This window comes from Hymenobacter sp. NBH84, from assembly GCF_014217645.1.
Taxonomy (GTDB): domain Bacteria; phylum Bacteroidota; class Bacteroidia; order Cytophagales; family Hymenobacteraceae; genus Hymenobacter; species Hymenobacter profundi.
Map to the genome: position 1 here is coordinate 1,788,169 of NZ_CP043644.1, position 23,200 is coordinate 1,811,368.

General features: G+C 59.7%; 17 protein-coding genes and 1 pseudogene. 15 read left to right on the plus strand and 3 right to left on the minus strand.

Features of this window, described 5'->3' with window-relative positions:
- Positions 1–28 precede the first annotated feature (28 nt).
- From F1C16_RS07480 to F1C16_RS07490, 3 genes and pseudogenes are all read left to right on the plus strand, one after another.
- Positions 29–880 (plus strand): AraC family transcriptional regulator, encoded by an 852-nt coding sequence (locus tag F1C16_RS07480; RefSeq protein ID WP_258049056.1) that lies wholly within the window; start codon positions 29–31, stop codon positions 878–880.
- A gap of 164 nt (positions 881–1,044) precedes the next feature.
- Positions 1,045–1,755: pseudogene (locus tag F1C16_RS07485) on the plus strand (SDR family NAD(P)-dependent oxidoreductase).
- 196 nt (positions 1,756–1,951) lie between these two features.
- Entirely contained in the window at positions 1,952–2,311 is a 360-nt protein-coding gene (locus F1C16_RS07490; protein ID WP_185283706.1) for a CoA-binding protein, read from the plus strand.
- 179 nt (positions 2,312–2,490) lie between these two features.
- Here the strand turns inward: F1C16_RS07490 and F1C16_RS07495 are convergent, their stop codons facing one another.
- The gene (locus tag F1C16_RS07495; protein ID WP_185283707.1) at positions 2,491–2,919 is read right to left on the minus strand and encodes a cupin domain-containing protein; all 429 of its coding nucleotides are present in this window, start codon (positions 2,917–2,919) and stop codon (positions 2,491–2,493) included.
- 231 nt (positions 2,920–3,150) lie between these two features.
- Here F1C16_RS07495 and F1C16_RS07500 point away from each other — a divergent pair, with 231 nt between their 5' ends.
- Genes F1C16_RS07500 through F1C16_RS07510 form a run of 3 tightly spaced genes read left to right on the plus strand, consistent with a single transcriptional unit; the run spans position 3,151 to position 5,713 of the window.
- Positions 3,151–3,729, plus strand: coding sequence for an RNA polymerase sigma factor (locus F1C16_RS07500; RefSeq protein ID WP_185283708.1), 579 nt, complete (start codon positions 3,151–3,153; stop codon positions 3,727–3,729).
- The gene (locus F1C16_RS07505; RefSeq protein WP_185283709.1) at positions 3,710–4,489 is read left to right on the plus strand and encodes a hypothetical protein; all 780 of its coding nucleotides are present in this window, start codon (positions 3,710–3,712) and stop codon (positions 4,487–4,489) included. Before F1C16_RS07500 ends, F1C16_RS07505 begins: the two co-directional genes overlap by 20 nt.
- Positions 4,490–4,501: 12 nt before the next feature.
- Positions 4,502–5,713: an outer membrane beta-barrel protein gene (locus tag F1C16_RS07510; RefSeq protein WP_185283710.1), complete on the plus strand. Its 1,212-nt coding sequence runs from the start codon at positions 4,502–4,504 to the stop codon at positions 5,711–5,713.
- Positions 5,714–5,796: 83 nt separating this feature from the next.
- Here the strand turns inward: F1C16_RS07510 and F1C16_RS07515 are convergent, their stop codons facing one another.
- Positions 5,797–6,537: an RNA methyltransferase gene (locus F1C16_RS07515; RefSeq protein ID WP_185283711.1), complete on the minus strand. Its 741-nt coding sequence runs from the start codon at positions 6,535–6,537 to the stop codon at positions 5,797–5,799.
- Here F1C16_RS07515 and F1C16_RS07520 point away from each other — a divergent pair.
- Complete coding sequence (locus F1C16_RS07520) at positions 6,528–9,038, plus strand: BamA/TamA family outer membrane protein (protein ID WP_185283712.1); 2,511 nt, start codon at positions 6,528–6,530, stop codon at positions 9,036–9,038. The two genes, F1C16_RS07515 and F1C16_RS07520, sit on opposite strands and share 10 nt — an antisense overlap.
- A 105-nt stretch (positions 9,039–9,143) precedes the next feature.
- Here F1C16_RS07520 and F1C16_RS07525 read toward each other — a convergent pair whose 3' ends face one another.
- Positions 9,144–11,249 (minus strand): thiamine pyrophosphate-dependent enzyme, encoded by a 2,106-nt coding sequence (locus tag F1C16_RS07525; RefSeq protein ID WP_219733449.1) that lies wholly within the window; start codon positions 11,247–11,249, stop codon positions 9,144–9,146.
- A gap of 135 nt (positions 11,250–11,384) precedes the next feature.
- Between F1C16_RS07525 and hemF the strand changes: the two genes are divergently transcribed.
- The 8 genes from hemF to F1C16_RS07560 all read left to right on the plus strand — a co-directional run bounded on the left by hemF (position 11,385) and on the right by F1C16_RS07560 (position 23,111).
- Positions 11,385–12,347, plus strand: coding sequence for an oxygen-dependent coproporphyrinogen oxidase (gene hemF, locus F1C16_RS07530; RefSeq protein WP_258049057.1), 963 nt, complete (start codon positions 11,385–11,387; stop codon positions 12,345–12,347).
- Complete coding sequence (locus F1C16_RS07535) at positions 12,340–12,927, plus strand: phosphatase PAP2 family protein (protein ID WP_185283713.1); 588 nt, start codon at positions 12,340–12,342, stop codon at positions 12,925–12,927. Before hemF ends, F1C16_RS07535 begins: the two co-directional genes overlap by 8 nt.
- Positions 12,928–13,066: 139 nt before the next feature.
- Complete coding sequence (locus F1C16_RS22955) at positions 13,067–13,918, plus strand: polysaccharide lyase family protein (RefSeq protein ID WP_258049059.1); 852 nt, start codon at positions 13,067–13,069, stop codon at positions 13,916–13,918.
- A 7-nt stretch (positions 13,919–13,925) separates the two neighbouring features.
- On the plus strand, positions 13,926–16,259 hold the full coding sequence (locus F1C16_RS07540; RefSeq protein ID WP_258049113.1) for a GH92 family glycosyl hydrolase: 2,334 nt from the start codon (positions 13,926–13,928) through the stop codon (positions 16,257–16,259).
- Positions 16,260–16,450: 191 nt separating this feature from the next.
- Positions 16,451–18,220 (plus strand): class I mannose-6-phosphate isomerase, encoded by a 1,770-nt coding sequence (locus F1C16_RS07545; RefSeq protein ID WP_185283714.1) that lies wholly within the window; start codon positions 16,451–16,453, stop codon positions 18,218–18,220.
- A gap of 145 nt (positions 18,221–18,365) precedes the next feature.
- Positions 18,366–19,166 (plus strand): DeoR/GlpR family DNA-binding transcription regulator, encoded by an 801-nt coding sequence (locus F1C16_RS07550; protein WP_219160023.1) that lies wholly within the window; start codon positions 18,366–18,368, stop codon positions 19,164–19,166.
- A gap of 141 nt (positions 19,167–19,307) precedes the next feature.
- The gene (locus F1C16_RS07555) at positions 19,308–20,684 is read left to right on the plus strand and encodes a sugar porter family MFS transporter (protein WP_185283715.1); all 1,377 of its coding nucleotides are present in this window, start codon (positions 19,308–19,310) and stop codon (positions 20,682–20,684) included.
- 51 nt (positions 20,685–20,735) lie between these two features.
- Positions 20,736–23,111 (plus strand): GH92 family glycosyl hydrolase, encoded by a 2,376-nt coding sequence (locus F1C16_RS07560; protein WP_185283716.1) that lies wholly within the window; start codon positions 20,736–20,738, stop codon positions 23,109–23,111.
- Positions 23,112–23,200 lie beyond the last annotated feature (89 nt).

Consider the following 23,200-nt stretch of genomic DNA (forward strand, 5'->3'; position numbering starts at 1 on the left):
CGCAGTAGGCGTCTTGCCGCCGCCCGATATGGAACAGGGGGTAGGGCATTTCAACGTATTCCCGTTGGCAGACCTCCGCGGAGCACCCCCGATGACGTTTAACCGGCGGTCCTACTACAAAATCACGCTCTGCCGGGGGCGTAGCCAAGTAGAGTGTGCCGATCAGGCCCCGCACGTCGGCAATAACACTTTGTTTCTGGTGACGCCGCGCGTACCCTATCGGTGGTTGCCGCTCACCGAGGATTTTACGGGCTATAGCTGCCTCTTCGATGACGCCTTTCTGCTACCCGCCCGCACCGGGGTGGTACTGGCAGAGCTACCCATTTTTCAGCCTGGGGCCTACCCCGTGTGGGATGTAACCGAGGCCGATTGCGCAGTACTTGAAGCTATTTTCGAGAAGATGGCCCGCGAACTCACGTCCGGCTACGCCTACAAGCACGACCTGTTGCGCACCTATCTCTGGGAGCTGATTCACTTAGTGCAGAAGCTACAGCCGGCCCCCGCCCCGCTGGCTACCCACAGCGCCGCCGAACGGGTAGCCACCCAATTCACGGAGCTACTGGAAGGGCAGTTTCCGCGCCAAAGCCCGCAACCACCGCTTCGCCTACGCACCGCCATGGACTATGCCGATCAATTGGCCGTGCACGTCAACCACCTCAACCGCGTGCTGAAGGAGATGACGGGCCACACGACCACCGCCCTCATCAGCCGCCGATTAACGCAGGAAGCCAAACTTTTGCTAAAGCAAACCGCCTGGAGTATTTCAGAAATTGCCGACAGCCTGGGCTTTACCGACGTAGCGCATTTTTGCACCTTTTTCAAGCGTCAGGCCAGCCAAACGCCAGGAGACTTCCGGCGCTTGGCCGTATTTGGGGTGTAGTTATCGGGCGTCAACTTGTATGGCGCATTTGAAATTGCGCTGCCATGTTTGAAATCTACAACAGATGGGTTGACTGACGAAGTTTGCCCCTAAGCTACTGCCCGGACCTTTGTGGGGTACTTACTCGCCTCCTTATTAAGTAGGAGGCTAAACCCACAACTGACATGGAAAACAAGAAAATTGCGCTGGTGACGGGCGGCAACAAAGGCATTGGCTTCGAAATAGTGCGGGGACTATTGCAGGCAGGCTGCCAGGTGTACCTATGAGCCCGCGAGGCCACCAAAGGTGAGCAAGCCGCAGCGGAACTGGCTGCCGAAGGCGATGTTCGCTTCCTCGAAGTAGACCTAGCCAACCAAGCAACGCTCGACGCGGCTGCGGCGCGCCTACAACGCGAGACAGGCCACCTCGACATCCTGGTGAACAACGCGGGCATTAATGTGCCCGGCGACGGCTCACCGGGCACCGCCGATGTGCGCAGCGTAGCGCAAGTGCTACAAACCAATTTTTTGGGTACACTGGCCGTCACTCAAACGTTTTTGCCGCTGGTGAAGCAGGCCGCGGCGGGGCGCATCGTCAACGTGTCAAGCCCGCTGGGCTCGCTCACCATCGTGGGGCAGCACGATTGGGCCCTGCTAGGGTACTCGGCCTCAAAGGCTGCGCTGAATATGCTCACCGTGCAGCTGGCCTACGAACTACGGGCCACGGCCATCAAGGTGAATTCAGCCGCTCCCGGCTATACGGCCACCGACTTGAATGGCTTTGAGGGAACTGACACGCCCGCGCAGGGGGCGGCAGAGGCCATCCGGCTGGCCCTGCTGCCAGCCGATGGCCCCACCGGCACGGCATCCTCTTCCACTGGCGTCTTGCCTTGGTAAGGGTTTGCTGCTAAGCGGTATTGCTATGAATTTGCTTACCGCCTAGCCACCATCACCGAATCAACCTGCGTGAACCCGAGTCGGAGGTTTTCTCCTATTTGTTTAACAACACCTTTATTTACCCGTATTCCTTGAACGTTCAGCCTAATGACCTTCAAGTAAAAATCTAATTTCCTAAGACCCCAAGACTCTATTTATGAAAAAGACCGTTGTTATCGGGGCCAGTGATAACCCCGCCCGTTATTCGTTTCGGGCCGTGAACATGCTTAAGAACCATGGCCATGAGGTAGTGCCCGTCGGCATTCGCAAAGGCCAGGTGGCCGGACTCGATATTCACACCGACCGCCCCGCCGAAGACGCCGTGGACACCGTGACGCTCTACGTAGGGCCCCATAACCAGCCCAGTTGGTACGACTACATTCTGGACCTCAAGCCTAAACGCATCATCTTCAACCCCGGCACCGAGAACGAGGAGCTGGAAAAGATGGCTCAGGCCAAGGGCATCCGGACCGAAGAAGCCTGCACGCTGGTGATGCTGTCGATAGGCAATTACTAAGCTTGCATGACAGAGACAAACGTAGCGTTTGGGATAGCACGCGTATAAATCCAGCGCTTCCCGACCTAAGGTTTCTTTCTGCCAACTTCGTAAAGAAGACGCTACCTACCCCAGCACAGTGCTGGGGTAGGTAGCGTCTTCTTTTTGACATCACATCTAAAGCAATAATGCACACGCTATTACGCCACTACCAGTCCGTACTTGGCCATGATTTCCTGCACCCGCGCTGGGTCGGGTGGGCTGCCCGCTTGCAGCAGCGCGCCTAGCTCCCGGAAATACGCCGGGCCGATAAGGGCCGGGGTCAGTACGGTGAGTAGGGTAGCCGTTTCGGAGCCTACGTTGGCATGGTGATGCACTACGCCGCGCGGGATGAAGCACGAGTCGCCTGGCTCTAGCGTGCGGCTCTGGCCGGCTACCGTAGTGGTCATGCTCCCAGCTAGGCCGTACACCATTTCGTCTACGTCTTGGTGGTAGTGCGGGGCGGGCACTTTTGCTCCGGGTGGCACCGAAAACTCAAACACCACCAGGCGCTGGTCGGTATCATCGCCATCCAGCAGAAAGCGCAGCTCCAGCGCGCCTACCTGAACAATTTCCTTGGGTTCTTTCATAGCATTGTGAATAAGATACTTGTGCGCGACGTACGATGTCGTGCAGGTTGAAAAGTAGCCGCCAACGGCAGCATGCCTACCCTGCTTCGACAGCCTAATGATATCCATGATCTTTTTGCTTTTGGCAAATACTCTAAAATTTTCTTTGCCGTCAGGCAACCGTTACTCCCCATCGCCCATCTACCTTCCCAAACACGCTTGCTATCGCCCTAGACCTCTACCCCAACACCCGTGACTGACGCCGACCTCATTGCCGCTTGCCGCCAGGGCAACAGCCGCGCCCAAAAACTGCTCTACGAGCGGTTTGCGGGGCTGATGCTCTCCGTGTGCCTGCGCTACCTGCGGCACCGCGAGGATGCCGAAGAAGTGATGATTGGCGGCTTTGTGAAGGTGTTTCGGGCGTTGGACCAGTACCGGCACGAAGGCTCGTTTGAGGGCTGGATCCGGCGGATTATGGTGAATGAGGCCCTCGGCCAACTGCGCCGCAAGGAGCCCCTGCACTTGGCCATCGACGACGTGCCCAGCACCGCCGCCGTGACGCCCGCCACCGCTGATACCCAGCTCCAGGCCGATGATATGCTGGCCCTGCTGGCTGAGCTGCCCGCCGGCTACCGTACGGTGTTCAACCTGTACGCGCTGGAGGGCTATTCCCACCCCGAAATTGCCGAGCTGCTGGGCATTTCGGAAGGCACCAGCAAATCGCAGCTGAGTAAGGCGCGGGCCATGTTGCAGCGCCGCCTAACCGTGGCCAACGCTACGGCCATTTCTACCACCCCACCAAAAGAATACTATGCAACCGGAAGATATTGATCAACTGTTTCGGGACCGGCTCCAGGGCCACGCCCCTACCCCGCCCGACCATCTATGGGCTCAACTGGAAGAAGAGCTTCAACCCGCTAAGAAGCGCCCAGCCATGTGGTTATATTCCGCCGCCGCGGTAGTAGCCCTACTACTGGCAGTAGGGCTGGGCTGGCTGCTGCAAGCCCCCGGCACCACCGATATGGCGGGCCGACTGGCTACCACGGCACCCGCCGTTTCCGCTCCGAAAAAAGATTTACCTACCCAGGCAACTACTCCCCAGGACCTCGCATCTACCTCTTCAGAAGCCCCGGTTGCTACCGCCCCCAGTGCTTCGGCAGCGCAACCGGCGCTGTCTGCCAGCCACTCCGCGGCGGCTTCCCGCATGGTTGCGGCTACTACTACTTCTGCTCGCCCGGCGCCGGCTGCCGTGGCAACGCTTGCTACCCCCAAAGCGCGTCCGGAGCGCCTGGAAGTGGCAGCTCCGGAAGTAGCCGTGGCGGCCGTGCCGGCCACGCTGACCACCACGCAAGTGCCTACCCGCCCCATTGAGGTGGAAGTGGTGCGTGAAGTGGCAGCGCCGGTGCTGGCCGCGGCCCAAACCCCGGCTTCGGCTCCGCAGCAGCGTACCCGCCTGGGTGCCGTGCTGCGCCAGGCCCGCAATGCCGTAGTTGGCGACCCGGTGGATCTACAGCAAGTAGGCCTACCCGAAACCCTGACGGTGCAGGCCCGCGTGGCCGGCCATCAGCTCAACAAAACGATTCAACTCTAACGCTCCTACACCATGAAACGCGTTACTTCCCTGCTAGCTGCCGCCGCGCTGCTGGCCCTGGCCGCGCCTTGCTCGGCCCGTGCTACCGACCTTTTCTCCGCTCGCTCGCTCCGCCCTACCCCCGTTCTCAACGACGATACCATCATTGTACGGCTCCCCAACCAAGCCGTGATGACGCTTTATGTGAAAAACAAAGCCCAGCTGCGCCAGTTGCAGAACTACAAGCTCGACTCGCTGATGACGGTGCTGAACGGCTATATCAGCCAGGCCGAGGCAGCCGGCAAAAACTCTTCGTCGGGTGAAGTGACGACGGAGTTCTACCCTGCTAAAGACCACCCTGGCGCCGGCGTGCCCGAGCAAATCCGCATCACGGTGCGCAACGAGGATGCGCAAGGCAAGCCCCAGAAACCCACCGCCGAGCGCGTAGACGTGACCCTGGGCCGCGTGGGCAACATCAGAGTAGAAGAAAACAAGGACGAGCACGGCAACGGCCACGTGTCCATCCACATCGATAACGACGGCAAGAAGGAAGTAGACCGCGACTCGTTGCGCCTGGCGCGGCGGCAGCGCGAGGCCAACCGCAGCAGCCAGAGTGCCTTCGGGATGGATTTGGGCTTGAATGCGCTGGTCAATAAAAGCAACTACAGCAGCGGGCAGCCCATTGATCTGCGGCCTTTTGGTTCGCGCTACGTGAGCCTGTACTGGCGCTACGCCCAGCGCCTGGGCAGCAAAGGCTCGCCCATGTACCTGCTGCTGGGCCCCGAGTTTTCCTTCAACAACTTCATGCTCGATAATGATACCCGATTTGTATCGAACACGAGCTTGGTAAGCGGCCAACCCAACTACACAACGGTAGAGCGGGTAGGCTACAACCTGGAAAAAAGCAAGTTGGCCATGTCTAGCGTCAACCTACCCGTGATGCTGCAAGCAAATCTGCGCGACAAAGAGTACCACAAAACGTTCCGGCTGGCAGCCGGTGGCTTCGTGGGCTACCGCCTGGGCACGCACACCAAGCTGAAGTACGACCAGGATGGTGACACGCGGAAAGATAAGGACCGCGGCAGCTACAATCTGGAGGATTTCCAGTACGGGCTACAGGGCAGCATCGGCTTCCGTAAGGTAGACCTGTTTGCCAAGTACCACCTCAACCAGCTCTTCAAGGACAACCGCGGCCCCCAGGCCCAGAGTCTGAGCTTCGGCGTCTCGTTTTTCGGGATTGATTAAGGAGTAGGAAAACCTAAAAAGGCCGTCATACTGAGCGCAAGCGTAGCATGACGGCCTTTTTTCGTAACGCCTCAGTCAATTCCCTACCCCGCCCGGAAGAAATTGTCCAGCAGGATGGCTGCTGAAATGGCCACGTTTAGGCTCTCGGCTTGGCCACGCCCAGGGATGTGCAGGCGCTTGGTGAGGCACTGCTCCACAGCCGGCGTGAGACCGTGGCTTTCGCTGCCCATCACCAGCACGCCTTGGGGCTGCAACCGGAGGTGGTGCACATTATCGCCGTGCAGGTCGGCGCCGTAAACGGGCATCTCGGGGGGTAGGGAAGCGAGCCACTGGGGCAGGTCGCGCTGCCAGACGGGCACGCGGGTGAACGAGCCCATGGTAGCGGCCACCGTTTTGGGGCTCCACGGGTCGGCGCAGGTATCGGAGCATACTACGCCGGGCAGGCCGTACCAGTCGGCCAGGCGGATGAGGGTGCCCAGGTTGCCGGGGTCGCGCACTTCGTCGAGCGCCAAGAGCAAGCCGGGCACTGTGGGCAAAGGCGACTCCTGGGGTAGGCGGGCTACGGCCAGCGCCGTTTGGTTGGTAGCCAGCGTGCCCAGTCGGGTCAGTTCCTCCGCCGATACCACCTCCACGGGTACCTGAGGCGGGAATGGCGAAATTTTTGCCGCAAACTCTGCCGTCACGAACAACCGTTCGGTCAGAAGTGTAGAACTTAGCAGCTCCAGAACGCTTTTGCCTCCTTCTACCAGAAAAGCGCCGTGCCGCAACCGGTATTTTTTTTGGTGCAGGGCGTGCACATATTTCGCTACTGCTTTTGAAACCATCGTTATTCGTTAATACGCTTGGGGCCAGCCAGCTCTGGCGGCGCCTATTGCTCGTGTGCTGGCTGCTGCTGGCCCTGGTTGGCTGCGCACCTACCAAGCTGCTGCCGCCCGGCCAGAACTTGCTGAATGAGATTGAGTTGAAGGGGGTAGACAAGGCCGACGCCGAGCGCATGCAAACGCTCTATCAGCAGCAGCCCAATTCCCGCTTTCCCATCCCAAAGCTACTCATCTATCAGCTGGGGACGAATTTTTATGATTCGACAAAGGTCCGGCGTAAGCTCAACGAGGACCTGGAGCGCTACAACCAACTCATTGCTGAGGCCCGACCCGACTCGGTGGAGGTAGCCAAGCTCACGCAGAAGCGGGAGCGGCGCAACCGCCGCTTTCAGCAGAAGCTAGAAAAGGGCAACTCCATTATGCGCATTGGCGAGCCCCCGGTACTCTACGATACGGCCCTCACGCGCCAAACGGTCACGCAGCTCGATATCTTCCTGAAATCCAAGGGCTTCTTCCGCAGCAGCGTATACGCCACCGACACGGTGGAGGACCGCCGCGTGACCGTAACCTACCACGTGCACGAGGGCCTACCCTTTCACTACACCCAGCTCAATTACACCATCCCCGACACGGCCGTGGAGCGGCGGGTACTAGCTTCCCGCCCACAGTCGCTGCTGCATGTGGGCGACCAGTACGACGAGGAAGTGATTGGGCAGGAGCGCACCCGGCTTGAAACGTTGCTGAAAAACGCAGGCTACTACGACTTTCGGGAACAATACATCACCCTGGAAGCCGATACCAGCTTTGCGCCGACCACCGTGCGCCTGCGCACCTTCGTTGCCGATCCAGCACCCGGCCAATCGCACCGCCTGTATACCATTGAGCGCGTGAGCTTTATTTCCGATGCCGGCATTGTCCGCTTCGGGGTAGCGCGCGACACTATCGTGCGCGACTCGGTGAAGTTTTTAGCCTACGAGCACAAAATTCGCCCGCGTATTTTGGATAATAAGCTGGAAGTACGTCCCGGTGACCATTACAGCCTGGCCAACACGCTGCTCACGCAGCGGCAGTTGGGTACGCTGGATATGTTCCGTTTCAACACGGTGAATTACCGCCGCCTACCCCGCCAGTCGAACACACTAGCCGACTCGGTACAAGGCCAGCTGGCGGCCATTGTGAATGCCTCACCAGCCAAAAAATTTCAGGAAACCACCGAGTTTGGCGGCACCTATGTGAGCGGCTTAGTAGGGCCTTTTGCCAACGTGCGCTTGCGCGTGCGTAACCCGTTTGGCGGAGCTGAGGTGTTGGAATTTGGTATCCGTTCGGGCTTCGAGGGGCAGTATAACATTGCCAGTACCGACGATGAAACCAGCGGTAACCCAGATGCGGTACTCACGACCCAAATTGGCGGCAACGTGAACCTGGTGATTCCGCAGTTCATTATTCCCTTCCGACCCCAGCGCTACCTGGTACAATATAATCCACGTACGCGCATCAACGCTTCGTATACCTTCGTTAGCCGGCCGCAGTACACACGCACCAACGCCGAGGCTACGTACGACTATATCTGGCAGCGCTCTGAGTTTCACCAGTACGTATTCACGCCTGCTGATTTGAGCATCGTGAATACGCCCTTTAACTCAATTGATCCAGCGTTCTTAGCAAACTTACAAGAGCTATCAAACCAAGGTTTTCCGCTAATCCAGAGCTTTACGCGGCAGTTGGTACCCAGCATCAACTTCACTTCCCTCTACAACTCCAACGATTTTAATGAAACCCGCGACGCCCGCTACTTGCGGTTGTATGCGGAGGTAGGCGGCCTCACGCGTAAGATTTATCAGACGGTTTTTCCGGACCTGAACGTATTCAACTTCGCCCGTTTCAGCGCGGATTATCGTCGCTATATCAAGCTGGATTCAAAATCGTATTTCGTTTACCGCTTCAATGTGGGCGCGGCACGGGCTCTTACCCCTACCACCTACTACCCACCCGGCTCTGATGAGCAACAAACTGGTCTGATTATCCCCTATGATAAATTTGTGTTTGCTGGGGGCAGTTCCAGTGTACGGGCCTGGGCACCGCGCCGCTTAGGCCCAGGCTCCTTCTCTACCTTGATCAACGGCAAGCAAAACCTAGCACAAGAACAACCCGGCGAGTTGTTGTTAGAAGGCAACGTAGAATACCGTTTTCCGCTGTATAGCTTTATTAATGGTGCTGTATTCACAGATTTTGGTAACGTCTGGCTATTGCATGCCGACGTGTCTCGCATTGAAAAAAATCCGGATTATAAAAACGCTCAGTTTGCGTTCAACCGCTTTTACAAAGAGTTTGCCGTGGGCTCGGGCTTTGGTCTGCGTTTCGACTTCACCTTCCTTATTCTGCGCCTCGATATAGCCACCAAAGTCTACGACCCCACTTACCCCGGCAACCGATGGGTGATTCGCAACTTCGGCTTCGGCGCCCGCCAAACAGCGTTTAACCTGGGTATTGGCTATCCGTTCTAATGAGTGAGTGAGTGAGTGAGTGAGTGAGTGAGTGAGTGAGTGAGTACAAAACGGCTGTCATCCTTCGTAAGCGCAGGATGACAGTCGTTTTGTACTCACTCCTCGCTACCACCCCAGCAACTCGCCCAGCGTTTTAGCTACCTTCTCAGCGTTGGGAAGCATTTGGTTTTCCAACGCTACATTCAGCGGAATAGCGGGAAGGTTGGCAGCACCCAGGGTAAACACCGGCGCGTCGAGGTGCTGGAAGCAGGTGCGCTGGATGCGGCCTGCGAGGCTTTCGGCGAAGGAGTTGAGCAGGGGCTCTTCGGTGAGCACCAGCACTTTGCTGTGCTGGCGCACTGCCCGTTCCACAGCCTCATAGTCGAGGGGATTGAGCGTGCGCAGGTCCAGAATTTCGACGCGGCCGGGAAACTGCTGGCTGGCGGCTTTGGTCCAGTACACGCCCATACCGTAGGTGATGACCACGCAGGTAGCGCCTCGGCGCGTCTGCTCAGGGTCAGCGGGTTGGGCAATGGCGGCCTGGCCCAGGGGTAGCACGTAGCCGATAGCAGGTTCGGGAGTACGGGCATCTTCAGTACCCGGTACTTTGCTCCAATACAAGCCTTTGTGCTCCAGCAGCACCACCGGATTGGGGTCAAGGAAGGCGGCGCGCAGCAGGCCCTTCATATCGGCGGCGTTGCTGGGATAGACTACCTTAATGCCCCGGATGTTCAGCAACGTGCTTTCCACCGAACCCGAGTGGTAGGGGCCGCCCCCACCATAGGCACCCACCGGCACCCGAATAAGGCTCTGCACCGGAAACTGACCATTGGATAGGTAGCACGATTTCGACAGCTCTTCCACCAGTTGATTCAGGCCCGGCCAGATGTAGTCGGCAAACTGAATTTCGACAATAGCCTTCGCCCCTACGGCCGACATGCCGGCCGTGCTGCCCACAATATAGGCCTCCTGAATGGGCGTATTGAATACCCGCGCCGCGCCGTGCTTCTGGGCCAGCAGCGCCGCCTCCCGAAACACACCACCCAAGGCGCCGCCCACATCCTGCCCGTAGAATAACGCCTCCGGAAACTCCCGCAAAATATCGTCTACGGCGTGCAGGGCGGCGTCTACCATCGTCACTTTCTCGGCGCCGGCGGGGCTCCGCTCGCCGGCTTCCTCGGTCACGGCGGGCGGGGCAAACTCGTGGTCGGCGAAGGTAGCGGGGTCGGGGTCGGCGGCTTGCAGGGCACGCTGGTAGTCGGTGGCTACTGTGGTGCGGGCCTGGGCGGCGAGGTCGTCCAACTCCGCTTCGGTGGCCAGGCCCATATCCAGCAGCTGGCGGTGCAGGCGCGGTAGGGGGTCGTGGGGTTCGTGCTGGGCCAGGTTGTCGCCGCGGTATTTCTCGCGCCGCACGCCGCTGGTGTGGTGGGCCAGCAATGGGCACGTGGCGTGCACCAGCACTGGCCCGCGGGTGTCGCGGGCGTGGGCAAAAGCGGCGGCCAGCCCAGCGTAGGAAACGGCAAAATCAGCGCCGTCGATCTTTAGGCGATGTAGGCCTTTGAAGCCAGCGGCAAACTCGTAGGCATTCATGGCGCGCATCTCGCGGCCAGTAGCCGAAATGCCCCAGTCGTTGTCCTGCACCAGAAAAATAATGGGTAACTGGTGCAGCACGGCCATTTGCAGGGCCTCACTCACCTCGCCCTCCGTCATGGCCCCATCGCCGATGGAGCACAGCACCACGGGGCGCTGGTCGGCGGTTTTCAACAGGCCCTGGCTTTCCAGATACTTGATACCGTGCGCCATGCCGGTGGCCGGAATGGCCTGCATACCCGTTGCCGAGCTTTGGTGCGGAATAACGGGAAAACCCTCCCTGCGTAGCGACGGATGCCCGTAATACGTACGCCCACCCGAAAAGGGGTCATCGCGCTTGGCCAGCAGTTGCAGCATCAGCTCGTAGGGCGCCAGGCCCAGGCCCAGCAGCAAGGCATCGTCGCGGTAGTAGGGGGCGGCGTAGTCGGTGGGGCGCAGGTGGAAGGCGGCGGCCAGTTGCACGGCCTCGTGGCCGCGGGCGGTGGCGTGCACGTAGCGGGCCGTTACGGCCTTGTTTTCTTCATAAAGACGCGCCAGCTCGGCGGCCGTGTGCATCAGGCGGTAGGCGCGCATCTGGGTATCCGGGCGGGGAACGGTGAACGGGGAAGCAGGGTCGGAAAACGGGGCGGGCTGGGTGGTCATGCAGGTGGGGTAGGAAAAAGCGAAAGTACGGCTTTGGGCGAAAAGTGCCTGCGGGGCAGGTTTTGTACGTATTTTTGCCGGCTCAAGCGGCACGTTTCTTCGCGTCGCGTTCTTTTGGCTCAATCCACCGCGCTTTTGTCTGCTTCTCCCCTCGTTTCCCCTACCCCTGCCACCCCTACTTTTCGCGCCACCGTGGAAAGCTGGATGCGTGATTTCCAGGACCGCCTGTGCCGGCAGTTGGAGCAGGCCGACGGCACCGGCGAGTTCCTGACCGATGCCTGGCAGCACCACCAGAGTGGCGGTGGCCGCACCCGCGTGCTCACCGAGGGCGCGGTGCTGGAAAAAGCCGGTGTAGCGTTTTCGGCGGTGGCCGGCGAGATGAGCGCCCAGGCGGCCCAACTGCTACACATGCCCAACCCGGCGTTTTTCGCCACGGGCGTGTCGGTGGTGCTGCACCCGCGCAGCCCCCGCGTGCCCATTGCCCACATGAACGTGCGCTACTTCGAGGCCGGCGACGGGCAGGCGTGGTTCGGCGGCGGCCTCGACCTAACCCCGATTTACGTGGACGAAGCGCAGGCCCGCTGGTTTCACGAACAGATACAGGCCGTGTGCCAGCGCCACGAGGTGGCCTCCTACCCCCGTTTCAAGCAGTGGGCCGACGACTACTTTTTCCTACCCCACCGCCAGGAAACGCGCGGCGTGGGCGGCATCTTCTTTGACCGCCTCACGGTGGGCAAAGATGGCTCAGCCGACGCGCTGTTTGCCTTCGTGCAGGACGTGGGCAACCTGTTCGGCCCTACCTACACCGAGCTGATGCGCCAGAACCAGGCCCTACCTTATGGCTCGGCCGAAACACAGTGGCAACTAGTGCGCCGCGCCCGCTACGCCGAGTTCAACTTGGCTTTTGACCGGGGTACGCGCTTCGGCCTGGAAACCGGTGGCCGCACCGAGAGCATTCTGATGAGTATGCCGCCCCGCGCCGAGTGGCACTACAACCGTGTGCCCGCGCCCGGCTCGCCGGAGGCTGCTACCCTCGCTTGGCTGCGTAAGGGTGTCGATTGGGTTTCTTCTACCCCAAACGCCGATTCCCTTGCTTGAACAGCTGCGCGCCTTAGACCGGTGGCTGATTATCGCCATCAACCTGCACCACTCGCCCGCGCTGGATAAGTGGATGGTGTTTTTTTCGGAACGCTTCGTGTGGTTTCCAGCGTACTTTGTGCTGGTGGTGGTGCTGGGCTACCTTTACCAGCGCCGTGCCCTGCTGCTGCTGCCGCTGCTGGGCCTGAGCGTGGCGCTGGCCGATGTGATTTCCAGCCGTTTGTTTAAGCCCTACTTTGCCCGCCTGCGTCCCTGCCATGACCCGCAGGTATCGACTACCTTAAACCTGGTGAACGGCTGCGGCGGGCAGTTTGGCTTTTTGTCGTCGCATGCGGCCAACTCGTTTGCGCTGGTAATTTTTCTGTGGCTGGTGCTACCTGCACGCTACCGCCTGGCCAAGTGGCTCACGCTGGCCTGGGCCGTGGTGGTGTGTTACAGCCGCATCTACCTGGGCGCCCACTACCCTTCCGATGTGGTGGCCGGCGCCACGCTGGGTAGTCTCACGGCCTGGGGCTGCGCCGAGCTATATAAATGGGGCGCGGCGCGGTGGTGGCCGCATACTATGGTCCGAACCAGGTAGAGCCTTAGGGGCCGCACGCGCTTGTTCACAGTGCGGCCCCTACGCCCGCTCGCGGAGAAACCGGGTGATTATCAACCGCATCTTTATTGTTTCCTCTGACTTCTGCTTATCTTCTGCCCCTTCCTTTGGCACGATAGGCATGACGAAAACACTTTTTTGGCTACTGCTGCTTTTGAGCGTAGCGGCCCCTTCCCACGCGCAACAACCGGAGCGCACACTCTGGCAAGTAGGCAAAGCCGATCAATCGGGGGCAGAATTTGCCCTGGCGCCGGCTGGTTTTCGCAAGTTTGTGGGCCAGGATTTTGGCTACGAAGACAAGTGCTTTTTCATTGGGGCTTCCAAGGAAAAGCAGGATTTCCCGTACGTGCTGCCGGGGCCGGTAGACACGTGGGGCGGCACCTGGAGTACCGCCGGCTGGCGCACGAACCAAGTGAATCTGCTATTTACCTTGAAAAAGCTACCCGCTACAGGTAGCTACAAACTCGTCATTCGATTAGCGGATTATGCTAAAACGTTTTTGCCTTTGCTACAAATCAGCATCAACGGGCAGGAAGAACGAATACAACTAAGCGCCGCGGGGTACGACGTGCGCCAACAGCGCCGGCCCACGATGACCGAAAGCCCCGCTGATACGGCCTCTATCAGCGGTAATCTGGTCAAGGCCACTCCCAAAATCATCGAAATTCCGCTAGATAAAGGCGTTCTGCAAGCAGGTGGCAACCAAGTGACTATCACCGTTACGGAAGGCTCGTGGATTCTTTTCGATCAGGTGAGTTTGCTTGGTCCATCGGGCGTGACGGTGCAACGCCCCCAACAGCTTTTTTGTGCGCGCTGTAACGCCTGCTCCGTACGAGCTGGCTGCCGATGGGCAGCGTCGGCAGCCGCTGCTGGTGAATGTGCAGCACGTGGCGGGCACGCCTACCCTAAGCGTACAGCTGGACGGCCAAACCATTTTCAGAGAGCCAGTAGAAAAGGGCGCGTACGAGTTTGAAGCCCCGATGCCCACCGTAACCGTTCCTACCCAAAGTAAATACAGGATTCTGGAAAACGGGAAAGTGGTGCAGGAAGGCGTGGTGCAGCGGGCACCTCAGCAAGAGCAAACCCTGGCCGACTACGTGGATACCCGCATGGGCACGGCCCACTCCCGGTGGATGATTGCGCCGGGGCCGTGGATGCCGTTTAGCATGGTGAAGATGAGCCCCGACAACCAGAACAGCGGTTGGCAAGCGGGCTACCAGCCTACCTATGAAAGCGTGGGCACCTTCAGCCACATCCACGAGTGGACGATGGCCGGCCTCGGCATGTTTGCCACCAACGGCAAGCTCCAAACCAACATTGGCGATGAGCTGCGGCCCACATCAGGCTACCGCTCGCGCATCGACAAGAAAACGGAAAAGGCACCTATTGGCTACTACGCGGTGCAGTTGGCCGATTATGGCATTAAGGCGGAAGTGACGGCTACCACCCGCTGCGGGTTCGAGCGGTTCACGTTTCCCGCCGACCGCGACAGCGCCCGCGTGCTGCTCGACTTTCACATTCCATCGGAGTACGACTATCAGCTGAAAGAAGTGCAGGTGAAGCAAGTGAGTGCAACCCGCCTCGAAGGCAGCATTCATCAGTTTTCGCCCGGCGTGTGGAGCAACGATGCCTCCCAGGACTACACGCTGCATTTTGTGGTTGAGTTCGATCAGCCGATCAAGCGGCTCGGCGGCTGGCGCAACAACCAGATTCAATACGGCACCACCTTCACTGGCAAAGACTTGAAAGACGCCGGCTTGTTTGCCGAGTTCGACGCCAAGCAGCACCCCGTGGTGCAGGTGCGGTCCGGCATATCGCTGGTGAGCGTTGCCAATGCCGCTCAGAATCTGCAAACCGAAGTGACGGCGCCGTTCGGCTGGCGCTTCGAGGCCGTCCGCCAGCACCAGCTCGATACGTGGAACGAGCTGTTCAACCGCGTGCAGATCACCACCACCAACCGGCTGGAAAAGACGCGATTCTATAACGCCCTGTACCGGTCCATTTGCAGTCGCAATACTTGGAGCGACACCAACGGCGACTGGCGCGGCACCGACGGTCAGGTGCACCGCCTACCCCACCCCGCCGCCGACGTGGCATTGGGCTGCGATGCGTTCTGGAACACTTTCTGGAATCTGAACCAGGTCTGGAATCTCGTCACGCCGGAGTGGAGCAGCCGGTGGGTACGCTCGCAACTGGCCATGTATGACGCCTACGGCTGGCTGGCGAAGGGTCCGGCCGGCATGAATTACATTCCGGTGATGGTGGCCGAGCACGAAATTCCGCAGATGGTGGCCGCCTACCAGATGGGCATTCGGGATTTCGACGCGAACAAGGTGCTGGCGGCCGCGGTGAAAATGCAGACCACCCCAGCCCAAAAGGTGTTCACGGGCTTTGCCGGCAACCGCGACCTGGTGGCCTACGAGCGCTACCACTACGTGCCCTCCGACAAAGGCCGCTTTTCCAACTCGTTGGAGTATTCCTTCGACGATTGGACGGTAGGGCAACTGGCCAAGTCGCTCAACCAACCTGGTATCTATCAGAAATTTAACGACCGCGGCTACTGGTGGCAAAACACGATAGACAGCGCCGGCTACAGCCACACGAAACTCAGCAACGACACCTGGACGAAAGCGTTTGACCCGTTTCGCAGCGGCGCCAACGAAGAATACGTGGAGGGCAACGCCTGGCAGCTCACGTTTTTCGTGCCGCAGGATGTGCCCGCGTTGATCAAGCGAGTAGGTAGACAAACCTTTATCGACCGGCTGGAATGGGGCTTTCGCGAAAGTGAGCCGTGGCGCTACAATGGCCTGAACGACCAATACTGGAACTACCCCGTGGTGCAGGGCAACCAGCAATCCATGCACTTTGCCTTTTTGTTCAACTGGGCGGGCAAGCCGTGGTCTACCCAGAAATGGAGCCGCTCAATTCTGGAGCGCTACTACGGCTACGGCGTGGGCAACGCCTACCTCGGTGACGAGGACCAGGGCCAGATGAGCGCGTGGCTGGTGATGGCGGCTCTAGGGTTGTTTCAGACCGATGGCGGCACCAACGCCGCGCCGATTTACGAAATCGGTAGCCCGCTGTATTCCAAAGTTGATATTGATCTGGGGCAGCGTTTTGGGCGAGGCCACAAATTCACTATCGAAGCCAAGGGTGCCTCCCGTCGCAACCTCTACGTGCAGGCGGCCATGCTCAATGGCAAGCCGTTGCAGTCCTTTCAGTTTCCGGCGGCGGAGCTATTGAAAGGCAGCTCATTGGTTCTCGTGATGGGTCCTCATCCCAACGAACAGTGGGGAGTAACACCGGCTAAATGAGCATTATATAGTAAAGCGAGCAAGTTATTTTGATCGTTTACTGTCAAAACGATCATATTATTCTTAATATAGCAGCGACAAAATCACCGCTAATCGGTCGGCATCATACGTCGGCACGCGATGACACTAGACCGCGCATCAGCTTTAAGGGTGTAATGCGCGGCCCTGCACTACCCCTGTTGCTGCCTTCTATGCGCTCTTCCAACTACGATAAGTTTCCCTTTGTGCCGGTCGCCGCGAGGCCAGAAGCTTGCCAAACCGACTGGCCGGCTATTACTGAAGCACTGCGAGTGGCCCTACCCGCCGCGCCTACTGCCCCCGACCAACCCCTGGTGCTCGCCGTGGAATGCTACCCCGGCACCGACCTCAAGCAACTCCAACAAGAACTCGTACAGGCCTTACAGCCAGCGCAGTGCTTGGTAGCCGACGACTTCTACCGTTCGCCCGCCGACATCGACGCCATGGTGGCCGGCCCGCTCACCGACGACCCCGTTTTCGGCCGACTCAATGGCCTGACGGTGACCGACTTTTTTGACCCGTCGAAACTTCAGGCGGCGCAAGCGGCACTGGCTTCGGCAGCGGGTCAGTTGGTGGTAATTGTAGGAACCGGGGCCACTTTGGTATGCCCTACCCCCGCTATTGTAGTCTATGCCGACCTGGCCCGCTGGGAGATTCAACTGCGGCAGCGGCGCGGCGAGATTGCCAACCTGGGCAGCGACAACTTCACCGAAAAAGCCAGCTTGAAGTACAAGCGGGCGTATTTTGTGGATTGGCGGGCGGCCGACCGCCTGAAAAAGCAAGTCCTACCCCGCGCCGACTTCCTGCTCGACACCAACGACCCTACCCTACCCAAGCTCATCACTGGCGCCGACCTGCAAGCCGGGCTGGCGGCCGCCGTGCGGCGGCCGTTCCGGGTGGTGCCGTTTTTTGACCCCGGTGTGTGGGGTGGGCAGTGGCTGCGCGAAGTTTGCGACCTACCCGACGGCCCGCCCAACTACGCCTGGGGCTTCGACTGCGTGCCCGAGGAAAACTCGCTGCTACTGGGCTTCGGCGACGCACGCGTGGAAATCCCGAGCCTCGACCTCGTGTTTGCCCACCCCCGCGAGCTGCTAGGCGAGGCCGTGCACGGGCGCTTCGGTACTGAGTTTCCCATCCGCTTCGACTTTCTCGATACCATGGGTGGCGGCAACCTCTCCTTACAAGTGCACCCGCTCACAGAGTACGCCTTCGACAAGTTTGGCCTAGCCTACACCCAGGATGAAAGCTACTACATGCTGGATGCTGAGCCGGGCGCGGTAGTGTACTTGGGGATGAAGGAAAACGCTGATTTCCCGGCCATGCTGGCTGATTTGCAGCGCGCCCAAGACGACAGCTCGGCACCTTTTCCCGCAGCCAAATACATCAACGAGTTTCCAGCCAAGAAGCACGACCATTTTCTAATTCCGGCGGGCACCATTCACTGTTCGGGCGCTAATGGGATGGTGCTGGAAATTTCGGCTACCCCCTACATCTTCACCTTCAAGCTGTGGGACTGGGACCGGCTGGGCCTCGATGGCCGCCCCCGGCCCATTCACCTCACCCACGGCGCGGCCAACATTCAGCCCGACCGTACCACTACGTGGGTGGAGCAGAACTTGGTAAACCACCTAGAGCCCGTAGCCAGCGGCCACGGCTGGCGGGAGGAGCGCACCGGCCTGCACGAGCGCGAATTCATTGAGACGCGCCGCCACTGGTTTACGGATGTTGTGCCCCACCACACCCACGGCGGCGTGCAGGTGCTCAACCTGGTGCAGGGTACGGAGGCTATTGTCGAAAGCCCAACGAATGTCTTCGAGCCCTTTGTGGTGCACTACGCCGAGACGTTTATCGTGCCCGCGGCGGTAGGCGCCTACACCATTCGACCCCACGGCGCGGCCGTCGGGACGGAGTGCGCTACCCTGAAGGCCTACGTGCGGACCTAGAGCGAATTTGAGGTTTCCAGCTACAATGCTGTGTCTGTTAGGCTTCTATCCCCAGCTCCCCCAGAAGAGGAATGCCAGCTGAATAGTGAAAGGGAAATCTTTTACAATTTCACCTTTCATATTTTCACCTCTAACGCTACTCACTGTGTCTGACTTACAAACTTCTGACAACGCCGCTACAACCCGTGCGCAAACCATTGTCGAAAAGATGCTCCATACCGGCACCGTAGTCGTGGAGGAGCTGGCCGCGCAATTTGGTGTGTCGGTGGCCACCATACGGCGCGACCTGACGGAGCTGGAGCAGCAGGGCTGGCTGCGACGCACGCACGGCGGCGCGGTGCCCCGGGAGCCGCTGCTCTACGAACCGTTTCGCTACAACTCCAGCTTTCACGAGCAGATTGACCGCAACCTTTCCGAGAAGCGCCGCATTGGATTGGCCGCCGCGGGCCTTATCCAAACGGGCGAAATGATTTCCCTCACGGCCGGCACCACTACCACGCAGGTAACGCGCAGCCTGCGGCCGGGGTCCAACGTGACGGTCATCACCAATACCGTGAATGTAGCCATGGAGCTAAGCCACCGCGACGACGTGCGCGTGTTCGTGACGGGCGGCTTCCTAACGGGTAGCTGGTTTTCGGTGGTAGGGCCCGCTACGGTGCAGGCGCTCAGCCAATTCTTTGTGGATAAGCTCTTTATCGGTGTCAATGGCATCGACGCCCAGAAGGGACTAACCTCCCTGCACCCCGAAGAAGCCGCCGTGATTCAGGTGATGGTGCGCCAGGCGAAACGCTGCATTGTGGTGGCTGACCACACCAAGCTCGGCACGGTGGCAACGTCGCTTATCTGCCCCGCTACGGATGTGCACCAAATCATCACTGATACCGGCGCGACCGAGGCCCAGGTGGCGCCTTTCCGCGCGCTAGGAATAGACGTGCTGCTGGTGTGAGGCGCCCGGTCTCCGTGCGCTACCTGCCTACCCTGCTCGCTGCCTATTTAGAAAGGTAGGCGGCCGGCCTCTACGAATACGCTTATTTATCGGCAGAGCGCCGCTTTACCCTAGTCCTTACCCTAACCTACCCACCATCTGATGCTTACACCCGCTGCCCCAGGCCCTACTCCTCGCCATGCTGCTGATGGCCCAGCCGGTAGTGCTGGCTACGTGTACCTGATTGCCACCGTAGCGGCGCTGGGCGGCTTGCTGTTTGGCTTCGATACGGCCATCATCAACGGCGCCCTAGTCTTTTTGAAGAAGGACTTTGGCCTGACGGATGCGCAAACCGAGCTGGCGGCCAGCGCTATTTTGTTTGGGGCCGTGGCTGGCGCCGCCGTGGCCGGTTGGCTTACCGACCGCTACGGCCGTCGTCGCTTGCTGTTTGGGGCCGCTATGCTGTTCACGCTGTCGGCGCTGGCGGCGGCGATACCGCGCACGCTCACCGAGTTTGTGGTGGCGCGGCTGGCCGGCGGCCTCGCCATCGGGGTAGCCTCGCTGTTGGTGCCGCTCTACATCGCCGAAATTGCGCCGGCTCGTATTCGCGGCAAGCTGGTGACATTGAATCAGTTGGCTATTGTGACAGGCATTCTATTGGCCTATGTGGCCAGCTACTACCTAGCCGATTTAGGGTTAGCGTCGTGGCGCTGGATGTTTGCGTCGGCGGCGGCGCCGTCGCTGCTGTTTATGCTCACGCTGCTGCTGGTACCCGAGAGTCCGCGCTGGTTGTTGGGTAGGGGCCGCGAGGCCGAGGCGCTGGGTACGCTCACCCGCCTCAACGGCCCGGTGGCCGCGGCTGCCGAAGCCGAGGAAATTCAGGCTGCCCTAGTGGCCGAGCGCGGCGAAGATGCCAACCTGTACCAGCCGCGCCTGCGCCAGCCGCTACGGATTGCGGTGGTGCTGGCCGTATTGCAGCAAATCACAGGCATCAACACTATTCTCTACTACGGCTCCATCATTTTCACCGAGTACAACGGGCAAAGCGCCTCGTCGGCCATTGGGGCAAATGCGCTTATTGGAGGCATCAACTTCGCAGGTACGGTCGTGGCGCTGTTCGTGATTGACCGGGTAGGGCGCAAGCCGCTGTTGCTTTTTGCCTCGGGGGGCATGGCGCTAGCGCTGGGTGCATTGGTGGTAGCCTTGCAGCTGCACGCACCGGGCACGCTGTTGCTGGGGCTGATTATGCTCTACGTGGCCTGCTTTGCGGTGGGCCTGGGGCCAGGCGTTTGGGTGGTCATCACCGAAATTTTCCCGAATGCGGTGCGGGGCCGGGCCGCCTCCCTGGCCACGGTGGCCCTCTGGATAGCCTGCACGCTTATCTCCTACACTTTCCTGTCGCTGGTGAAGGTGGCCGGCTTGGGCGGTGCTTTTGGGCTCTACGCGGTGCTGTCGGCCTTCACCTTCTTTTTTGTGTGGCGGGCCGTGCCCGAAACCAAGGGCCGGACCCTGGAAGAAATCGAGCGCAGCTGGCAGTAGCAAAACAGCTCAGACCTCGTCCTACCTCATCCCATCTTTTATCATCCTTCTATGAAACTGTCTTTCTCCGCTGGCATTTTGCCCTTGGCATTGCTGCTAACGATAAGTGAGGCCAGCGCGCAAAACGTGCTGAAGTACGTGAACCCTAACATTGGCACGGCGCACAGCCGGTGGTTTTTCTACACCCCGGCGGCCGTGCCCTACGGCATGGCCAAGCTGGCGCCTTCCACCAACGGCCACTACGGCAATAAGTCGGGCTGGGAAGCCGTGGGCTACGACACCCGTCAGAACTCCATCGAGGGCTTCGTGCATTTCCACGAGTGGCAGGTAGGCGGCGTGAGCTTCATGCCCACCACAGGCGAGCTGCGCGTGAAGCCCGGCGACCTCGACAAACCCGCCAGCGGCTACCGCTCGCGCTTCGACCGCAAAAATCAGGTGGCCGAGCCCGGCTACTACAAAGTCCTGCTCGACGACTACAACGTCACGGCCGAGGTGACGGCCACCAAGCGGGTAGGCTTCCACCGTTACACCTTCCCCAAAAACGATCAGGCCCATATCATCCTCGACATCGGCAACACGCAGGGCGAGAGCGGGGAAGTGACCGACGCCAGCATTCGGATGGTGGACGCTACGCACGTGGAGGGCTTCGTGAGCACCTACCCCAAGTATGTGAAAACCTACGACCCCGAGGGCAAGGTGAACATGTATTTCTACGGCGAAATCAGCAAGCAGCCGGCGAGCGTGGAGGCCTTTACGGCCGCAGGCACGCAGGGCAAGAAAAATGAAGCCACCGGCAAAGGCGCGGGCTTAGTGCTGAACTACCAAACCGCTGCGCAGGAAAAAATCGAAATGAAGGTAGGACTCTCCTATACTTCCATTGCCAATGCCAAGGCCAACCTGCAAGCCGAAGCCCGCACCCTGACCTTTGACCAGGCCCGCACCGCCGCGCAGGCAACCTGGCAGCGCGAGTTGGGCAAACTAGCAGTAGAAGGCCCCAATGAGCAGGACAAGACCAAGTTCTACACCGGCCTCTTTCACGCCCTGCTAGGCCGCGGCATTGCCAGCGACGTGAACGGCGACTACCCCCGCCATGGCGGCAAAACAGGTAAGCTGGTGACTAGCGGCCGCGGCCCCAAGCCTGAGTATATTAATACCGACGCCATTTGGGGCGGCTACTGGAACATCACGCAGTTGTGGGCGCTGTCCTACCCCGAGTGGTACGGTAGCTTCGTGAACACCCAACTCCAACTCTATCGCGACCGGGGCTGGTTTGCCGATGGCTTGGCCAACAGCCAGTACGTATCGGGGGTAGGCACCAACTTCGTGGGCCTAGCCATTGCCGCCGCCTACCAGACTGGCATCCGCAACTACGACGTGAATCTGGCCTATCAGGCCGTGCGGGCCAACGAATTGAACTGGCGCAACCGCCCGTTTGGCTCGGGCAAGATGGACGTGAAGGCCTTTACCCAATACGGTTACGTGCCCTTCAAGGAGGAATACAAAGAGTATAAAGGTGAGTGGTACAAGACGGATTCTACGGGCGCCTACTTCGCCAACTCACACACACTGGAGTATAGCTATAGTGCCTTTGCCGCCGCGCAAATGGCGAAATCTTTGGGCAAAAAGGATGATTACGAGCGCCTGATTAAGCTCTCCAACGGCTGGAAAGAGATTTTGAACCCGCAGAACAAGCTCATGCAGCCCAAGCTGGCCAACGGCACGTTCGTAAGCAATTTCAAGCCGTACGAGCCGTGGCGCGGCTTCCAGGAGGGCAACGCCATGCAGTACACCTTCTACGTGCCGCAAAACCCCGCGGGCCTGATTGATGCCATGGGCCGCGAAAAGTTCAACAACCGCCTCGACAGCATCTTCACGGCCTCGGCCAAAACGGACTTTGGGGGCGGCAAAGAAATCGATGCCTTTGCTGGTGTCAACGCCATCTACAACCACGGCAACCAGCCCTGCCTGCACATCAGCTGGCTGTTCAACTTCTCGGGCAAGCCCTGGCTGACGCAGAAATGGACCCGCCAGATTTGCGAGGATTTTTACGGCACCGAGCCCATCCACGGCTACGGCTACGGGCAGGATGAGGACCAGGGCCAGTTAGGCTCGTGGTACGTCATCACCGCGCTGGGCTTGTTTGATGTGAAGGGCTTCACTGATGCCCGCCCCATTGTGGAGTTGGGTAGCCCTATTTTCAGCAAGGCTACCATTGAGTTGGGCAACCAGAAAAAGCTCATCATTGAGGCCAAAAACACCTCCAAGGAAAACGTGTACGTGCAGTCGGCCACGATGAATGGCAAGCCGCTCAACAACTGTTGGCTGTACCGCGACGAGCTGATGCAGGGCGGCAAGCTGGTATTTACGATGGGTAGCAAACCCAACACAACCTGGGGTACCAAGACCCCGCCGCCTTCGGCGCAGTAGGGCCTTACTACCTTTGCACAGGGCATCCGCGGCCTACGCTCAGTTGAGCGTAGGCCGCGTTATCTTTTACTGGCACCGCTCTCGCTTGG

Coding starts and splice junctions, on each gene's coding strand:
- F1C16_RS07480 (WP_258049056.1), top strand. CDS start 29: ATGGAACAGGGGGTAGGGCATTTCAACGTATTCCCGTTGGCAGACCTC.
- F1C16_RS07490 (WP_185283706.1), top strand. CDS start 1,952: ATGAAAAAGACCGTTGTTATCGGGGCCAGTGATAACCCCGCCCGTTAT.
- F1C16_RS07495 (WP_185283707.1), bottom strand. CDS start 2,919: ATGAAAGAACCCAAGGAAATTGTTCAGGTAGGCGCGCTGGAGCTGCGC.
- F1C16_RS07505 (WP_185283709.1), top strand. CDS start 3,710: ATGCAACCGGAAGATATTGATCAACTGTTTCGGGACCGGCTCCAGGGC.
- F1C16_RS07510 (WP_185283710.1), top strand. CDS start 4,502: ATGAAACGCGTTACTTCCCTGCTAGCTGCCGCCGCGCTGCTGGCCCTG.
- F1C16_RS07515 (WP_185283711.1), bottom strand. CDS start 6,537: ATGGTTTCAAAAGCAGTAGCGAAATATGTGCACGCCCTGCACCAAAAA.
- F1C16_RS07525 (WP_219733449.1), bottom strand. CDS start 11,249: ATGACCACCCAGCCCGCCCCGTTTTCCGACCCTGCTTCCCCGTTCACC.
- F1C16_RS22955 (WP_258049059.1), top strand. CDS start 13,067: ATGACGAAAACACTTTTTTGGCTACTGCTGCTTTTGAGCGTAGCGGCC.
- F1C16_RS07540 (WP_258049113.1), top strand. CDS start 13,926: ATGCCCACCGTAACCGTTCCTACCCAAAGTAAATACAGGATTCTGGAA.
- F1C16_RS07545 (WP_185283714.1), top strand. CDS start 16,451: ATGCGCTCTTCCAACTACGATAAGTTTCCCTTTGTGCCGGTCGCCGCG.
- F1C16_RS07555 (WP_185283715.1), top strand. CDS start 19,308: ATGCTTACACCCGCTGCCCCAGGCCCTACTCCTCGCCATGCTGCTGAT.
- F1C16_RS07560 (WP_185283716.1), top strand. CDS start 20,736: ATGAAACTGTCTTTCTCCGCTGGCATTTTGCCCTTGGCATTGCTGCTA.